The sequence below is a fragment of the Campylobacter sp. GB48 genome (assembly GCF_049221845.1).
Classification (GTDB): domain Bacteria; phylum Campylobacterota; class Campylobacteria; order Campylobacterales; family Campylobacteraceae; genus Campylobacter_D; species Campylobacter_D lari_C.
Window position 1 is genome coordinate 36,162 of record NZ_JBMJAR010000011.1, and the last position, 6,051, is coordinate 42,212.

Annotated in this window: 7 protein-coding genes; 6 read left to right on the forward strand and 1 reads right to left on the reverse strand. The window is 29.8% G+C overall.

What is annotated here, in order from left to right:
• Positions 1-6: 6 nt before the first annotated feature.
• The 3 genes from queF to ACOTVC_RS06530 are packed head-to-tail and all read left to right on the forward strand — an operon-like array spanning position 7 to position 1,311.
• Positions 7-393: a preQ(1) synthase gene (gene queF, locus ACOTVC_RS06520; protein WP_039640403.1), complete on the forward strand. Its 387-nt coding sequence runs from the start codon at positions 7-9 to the stop codon at positions 391-393.
• Positions 394-447: 54 nt separating this feature from the next.
• Complete coding sequence (locus tag ACOTVC_RS06525) at positions 448-1,092, forward strand: outer membrane beta-barrel protein (protein WP_214115513.1); 645 nt, start codon at positions 448-450, stop codon at positions 1,090-1,092.
• A 9-nt stretch (positions 1,093-1,101) separates the two neighbouring features.
• Positions 1,102-1,311: an alkylphosphonate utilization protein gene (locus ACOTVC_RS06530; RefSeq protein WP_214116811.1), complete on the forward strand. Its 210-nt coding sequence runs from the start codon at positions 1,102-1,104 to the stop codon at positions 1,309-1,311.
• Positions 1,312-1,323: 12 nt separating this feature from the next.
• Here ACOTVC_RS06530 and thyX read toward each other — a convergent pair whose 3' ends face one another.
• Positions 1,324-1,956, reverse strand: a complete 633-nt coding sequence (thyX, locus tag ACOTVC_RS06535; RefSeq protein WP_039640407.1) for an FAD-dependent thymidylate synthase — start codon at positions 1,954-1,956, stop codon at positions 1,324-1,326.
• A 100-nt stretch (positions 1,957-2,056) separates the two neighbouring features.
• On the opposite strand from thyX, the gene ACOTVC_RS06540 reads away from it, so the two are divergent.
• The 3 genes from ACOTVC_RS06540 (at position 2,057) to ACOTVC_RS06550 (ending at position 5,899) form a co-directional block, all read left to right on the forward strand.
• Positions 2,057-3,694: a CTP synthase gene (locus ACOTVC_RS06540; protein ID WP_087690383.1), complete on the forward strand. Its 1,638-nt coding sequence runs from the start codon at positions 2,057-2,059 to the stop codon at positions 3,692-3,694.
• Entirely contained in the window at positions 3,684-5,255 is a 1,572-nt protein-coding gene (gene recJ, locus ACOTVC_RS06545; RefSeq protein WP_421628039.1) for a single-stranded-DNA-specific exonuclease RecJ, read from the forward strand. The genes ACOTVC_RS06540 and recJ overlap by 11 nt, the downstream gene beginning before the upstream one ends.
• A 68-nt stretch (positions 5,256-5,323) precedes the next feature.
• The gene (locus ACOTVC_RS06550; RefSeq protein ID WP_052241286.1) at positions 5,324-5,899 is read left to right on the forward strand and encodes a lytic transglycosylase domain-containing protein; all 576 of its coding nucleotides are present in this window, start codon (positions 5,324-5,326) and stop codon (positions 5,897-5,899) included.
• Positions 5,900-6,051 lie beyond the last annotated feature (152 nt).

Consider the following 6,051-nt stretch of genomic DNA (forward strand, 5'->3'; position numbering starts at 1 on the left):
TTATAAATGCGATATGGTGAAAAAGAAATCAAAGAATTTAGTGTAGAAAATATGGAAGTTTGGCCAAATGATGCTAAAAATGATTATGTGATTAAAATTACTTTGCCTGAATTTATGTGTTGTTGTCCGCGTAGCGGTTATCCTGATTTTGCTACAATTTACTTAGAATACATTCCAAATAAATTAGTAGTAGAACTTAAAGCAATCAAACTTTATATCAATACCTTTATGCATAGAAATGTTTCACATGAAGCAAGTATTAATGAAATTTATAATACTTTAAAAGAAAAACTTGATCCAAAATGGATAAAAGTAGTAGGCGATTTTAACCCTCGTGGTAATGTGCATACTGTGATTGAATGTAGATCTGATTTAGTAGTGCCACAAAATTAAATTTTTATTAAAAATAAAAGGATATATTAAGTCTTATTTTAAAAGGAGGAAAATATGAAATTAAAATTATTTAGTTTAGTTGCAAGTGTAGCTTTGGCTTCAAATTTGGCTTTAGCAGATGAAAATTCAGGTTTACTTTTAGGTGTTGATGCTGGTTGGTTTCATACTAAGGTAAGATCTGATCTTGAACATAGTAAAACAAAAAATGTCAAATATAATGGTGATTTAGAAGGTAACATCCCTGTTTTTGGTTTAAGAGTTGGTTATCGTTTTAGTGAAAATCATAGACTTTATGGTGCTTATAATTACTCAAGTGAATTTAGTGATGTAATCAATACCGCAAAGTTTAAAATTGATGGAGAATTTACCACACATAAATTTTTACTTGGTTATGATTTTACTCCAAAAATCTTTGAAAAAACAAGAGCAGTTTTAGGTGTATATGGTGGTTATGCAAGAACGAATATGACTTTAAAAACAAGTATTTTATCATTATCTCAAGACTTTGATGGTTATACGTATGGGGCAAAAATCGGTGCTTTATATGAGTTAAATCAAGCAAATGAAATTGAGTTTGGTTTTAAAGCTGAACAAACTCATTATGATACAAGAAATTTTAGCACTGCTAATTCATCAAACTTTTATGATCCTAAACAAACAAATTATGGTTTATATCTAGGATATACTTATAAATTTTAAGGAGAATATATGCCAAAAGATGCAAATGGAACCGAGCTTAATGCAGGTGATAGTGTAATTGTTGTGAAAGATTTAAAAGTAAAAGGTGCAAGTACTACTTTAAAGCGTGGTACGACTATAAAAAATATTAAACTTACAAACAAAGATACTGAAATTGAAGCCAAGGTAGATAAATTTGGTGTGATTGTTCTAAAAACTGAATTTCTTAAAAAAATATAGTAAAATTCCCAATTAATCTTGGGAATTTTCTTCTTGATAAACACAATGTTTAAAAATAAATTGATGTTCCTCAGGCAAGTTTTCGAATAAAGCATTTGCAAGTTGTCTTATCTCCCAAAGGGCTGATTTTGAGCTTCTTAGAGTGATAAAATTTTGCAAACTCCTTGCATTAATCGTTAAAGTTAATTCTGTTTTATAGCTTTCTGGTAAGCAGTATTTTGCTATGTCTAAACTAATGCTATTTTGCAAAATCAAACGCAAATTTTCTAAAGCTTTAATACTTGCATTATCTACCACTTTATTTCCGGTTAACACCAAGTATCTTTTAGCATTTTCAAAGTCATTTTCTTTAAATTCACTTTCATTTCTTAGCTCTTTTAAAGTATATCTTGTGCTTTTTACACTAGGACTAGTGTGGCGGTGTCTTGCAACTTCTTGTAAACATGCTCTTGAAATACCTTGTATATAAAAAGTATAGTTTAAATGCTCTAAGGTTGAAGCATGTTTGAATTTATTTCCCACTCGATCGATTAATTCTTTATCTTTCTCACCACCACAATCGCCTTTGTCAAAACTTTGCCAACATGTTCTTGTCGCATGAGAACATACAGAAAGTGGAGTATGATTTAATAATGTGATTTTCATCAAAAAATTCCTTCAAAAATAATTGAATTTTACACAAATGTTTATAAAAATAAAATTTTTTATTCGTTATAATTTCAAAAAAAGAAATTAAGGTTATTTTATGAAATTAAAACAAACTAAGTATATTTTTGTAACCGGTGGTGTTTTAAGCTCATTAGGAAAAGGTATAGCAGCAGCTTCTATAGCTACGATTTTAAAAAATTCAGGTTTAAAAGTAAGTATTTTAAAAGCAGATCCTTATATTAATGTAGATCCTGGTACGATGAGTCCTTTAGAGCATGGGGAGGTTTTTGTTACAGATGATGGAGCTGAGACAGATTTAGACTTAGGACATTATGAGAGATTTTTAAATGAGAGCTTATCTCAGGATAATAACTTCACAACAGGAAGAGTTTATCAAAGTGTTATAGAAAAAGAAAGAAGAGGAGATTATTTAGGAAAAACCATACAAGTAATCCCACATATAGTTGATGAGATAAAAGATCGTATTAAAAAAGCCGGAGTTGATAAAGATATTTTAATCGTTGAAATAGGTGGAACAGTAGGAGATATAGAAGGTTTACCATTTTTAGAAGCTATTAGAGCTTTAAAGCTTGAAGTGGGTAAATATAATGCTATTAATATTCACTTAACTTTAGTGCCATTTATTAAAGCAGCAGGAGAACTTAAAACAAAACCAACTCAACATAGCGTGGGAGAATTACGCCGTATAGGTATAAGCCCTGATATGATCATTTGCAGAAGTGAAAAATCTTTAGATAGAGAGTTAAAAGACAAAATCGCAATTTCATGCGGAGTTGAAAAAAACTGTGTTATAGAAAGTGTGGACGCAGCTAGTATTTATCAAATTCCACTAAATTTCTTAAAACAAGATATTTTAAACTCTATTGCAAGTTTATTAGATCTTCAAAATTTAAAGCCAAATATGAATGAATGGGATTCTTTAGTAAAAAGGGTTATTGCTCCGAGTAATGAACTTAGCATTGCTTTTGTAGGAAAATATGTAGATTTAAAAGAAAGCTATAAAAGCCTAACAGAGGCCATTATCCATGCAGGTGCAGCACTTGATGCGAGAGTAAATTTAAAATGGATTGATAGTGAAAAATTAGAAAATGCAAATGTCGAAGAAAGCTTTAAAGATGTAAGTGGGATTTTAGTAGCAGGTGGTTTTGGTTACCGCGGGGTAGAAGGAAAAATCAAAGCCATACAATATGCAAGAGAAAATAAAATTCCATTTTTAGGAATTTGTTTGGGTATGCAGCTTTCTTTAGTGGAATTTGCACGCAATGTTTTAAAACTTGAAGATGCAAATTCTCATGAATTTAATCCAAATTGTAAAAATCCTATCATCTTTTTGATTGATGAATTTATTGACGCAAGTGGAGAAAAACAAATTAGAACAAGCAAAACTCCACTTGGTGGAACTATGCGTCTTGGAGCTTATGAGTGTCATATCAAGCCAAATACACTTTTAAGTAAGGTTTATGATAATCAAAAAAGCGTAAAAGAGCGCCACCGCCACCGTTATGAAGCAAATCCAAAATACAAAGAAATGTTTGAGAAAAATGGACTTATTATAAGCGGGGAAAATGAAGGTTTAGTTGAGGCTGTGGAGCTTAAAGATCATCCATTTTTCTTAGCAGTGCAGTTTCACCCTGAATTTACTTCACGCTTAGTTAGAGTTAATCCGGCTATTTTTTCTTTTATCAAGGCATCTTTAACAAATCATGCTCAATAAAGCTAAAATAAAAGAAATTTTACATCAGCGTTTTATCAACGATACACATGTAAAGCTTTGTGATTTACCTATGCCATCTTGTTTAAAAGATGTCTATAAGGGTGCTTTGCGTATTAAAGAAGCGATTGAGAAAAATCAAAAGCTTGCTATTGTTGGAGACTATGATGTAGATGGGGTGATTTCTTGTGTGATTTTATCTGAATTTTTTGATGATATTGGTTTTGATTATGTAGTAAAAATTCCAAATCGTTTTAAAGATGGATATGGTCTAAATGAAGAAATCATCAATGAACTTGATGGAGTAGATTTAATTATCACTGTAGATAATGGCATAGCAGCATTTGATGCAGCAGAGCTTTGTTTGCAAAAAGGAATTGATTTAATCATTACCGATCATCATATGCCCCCAGCGACTTTACCGAAAGCTTATGCAATCATTAATCCTAAACAACAAGATTGTGAATTTCCTGATATTGAAATTTGTGGGGCTCAAGTGGCTTGGTATTTAGTCGCTGCAATAAAAGAAGTATGTAAGATTAATTATAACATGTGTAAATTTATAGAGCTTTTATCCATAGCTATTATTGCAGATATGATGGAACTTAGAGATTTAAATAGAGCCTTAGTTAGAAAAGGTATAGAGTGTATTAATGATTCAAAGCGTGTGGCATTCAAAGCGATTAAGCAGTATTTTGGTAAGGATAAATTTGAACTTGATAATATTAGTTTTTTAATCGCACCTTTGATTAATAGTGCTGGTAGAATGGATGATGCGATTATTTCTTATAAATTTTTACATTCTAAAAATATCGATGAAGTTATGGGTTATTTAGAGCAAATCATTGCTTATAATAATAGCCGTAAAGATGAAGAGCGTGAGCTTTTTAAACAATGTTTAGAACAAGTTGATGAAAATGATTCTGTGATTATTGTCAATGGTCAAAATTGGCATGAGGGTGTTTTGGGCATAGTTGCAAGTCGTTTAGCAAAACATTTTAACAAGCCTGCCTTTGTTTTTTCAGAATGTGAGCAAAAAGCTAAAGCTAGTGTTAGAAGCGTAGGTAGGATAGATATTTTAAATATTATAGAGCAAGCTAAAGAATTTGTTTTAAGCTATGGTGGGCATAAAGGCGCAGCTGGAGTTTTAGTCGAGCTTGAAAAATTTAGTGTTTTTAAAAGCAAGCTTTATGAAATTTGTCAAAATATCCCTAAAGATGATTTTTACAATACTGATGAGGTTTTAGGTTGTATTGATCCAAATGAAGTTGATTTTGAGCTTTTAGAGATATTGGAATTTTTTGAACCTTTTGGCCATAAAAATCCAAGACCTTATTTTAAATTTGATAAACTTTTTGTAAAAAATAAAAGAAGACTTGGTAAAGATGAAAACCATATAAAACTTATTTTAACACAAGGAAATAAAACTTTAGAAGCTTTATTTTTTAACTTTGACTATGAACCAGAAATTGGGGAAAATATTAATTTTATAGCTAGTGTTTCAAAAAATAATTTTAGAGGATTAATCACCCCTCAACTTACTATCAAAGAAATTCTTAGATAATTTATTAACTTATTTACATATTTTTTATTTATAAATTTGCTATAGCATAAGCATTATAAAGGAGTAAAATGTTAAAAAGGATTTTATTATTAGTAGTATTTTTTAATTTTACTTTTGCTTTTGATACAAAAATTTTTATAGGTGATACTTATATACCTGAAAATTTTTATAAATACGACAAGGATTTTAAAGCTGCAGCTAGAAAATATAACATACCTATGGCTTTACTTAAGGCTATAGCTTTAACAGAAAATGCTGCATACAAGCATAATATTATCGGCAAAAATAAAAATCAAACAAGAGATTATGGTTTAATGCAAATTAATAGCATTCATTTAAAACGCTATAAAATTGCCGAAAAAGAGATTGTAAAATCTAGTGTAAATATCGATACAGCAGCAAGATTGCTCCATGAGATTATACAAAAGCATGGTTTTAGTTGGAATGCTATTGGAAGATACCATTCAGCAAATGATAAATATAAAAATATTTGGCTTGATAAAGTAATGAAAAATTTAGTTGCTATAGTTTTAAAGGATAGTAAAGATCTTTTTGTAATGGAAAAATTTAGAGCTTTGAAACTTGCTTCTCTTTTGATAAATGTAAATAAAGAACAATATAGAATTTTATTAGCAAAAATTTAATTAGGCTATACTTAAACTAACTTTAAACATTCCTCTCTTATAATTCCGATTTATTTTTATCATAAAAAATTCTAAGGAGTTTTAATGTCTTATTATTCTACGGGGGGGGGGATTTGAAAATTCTCAATCAAACAATACCTCTTTAAAATCAT

Excerpts from the sequence above, each read along its gene's own strand:
- queF (WP_039640403.1), top strand. The coding sequence starts at position 7 with ATGCGATATGGTGAAAAAGAAATCAAAGAATTTAGTGTAGAAAATATG.
- ACOTVC_RS06525 (WP_214115513.1), top strand. The coding sequence starts at position 448 with ATGAAATTAAAATTATTTAGTTTAGTTGCAAGTGTAGCTTTGGCTTCA.
- ACOTVC_RS06530 (WP_214116811.1), top strand. The coding sequence starts at position 1,102 with ATGCCAAAAGATGCAAATGGAACCGAGCTTAATGCAGGTGATAGTGTA.
- thyX (WP_039640407.1), bottom strand. The coding sequence starts at position 1,956 with ATGAAAATCACATTATTAAATCATACTCCACTTTCTGTATGTTCTCAT.
- ACOTVC_RS06540 (WP_087690383.1), top strand. The coding sequence starts at position 2,057 with ATGAAATTAAAACAAACTAAGTATATTTTTGTAACCGGTGGTGTTTTA.
- recJ (WP_421628039.1), top strand. The coding sequence starts at position 3,684 with ATGCTCAATAAAGCTAAAATAAAAGAAATTTTACATCAGCGTTTTATC.
- ACOTVC_RS06550 (WP_052241286.1), top strand. The coding sequence starts at position 5,324 with ATGTTAAAAAGGATTTTATTATTAGTAGTATTTTTTAATTTTACTTTT.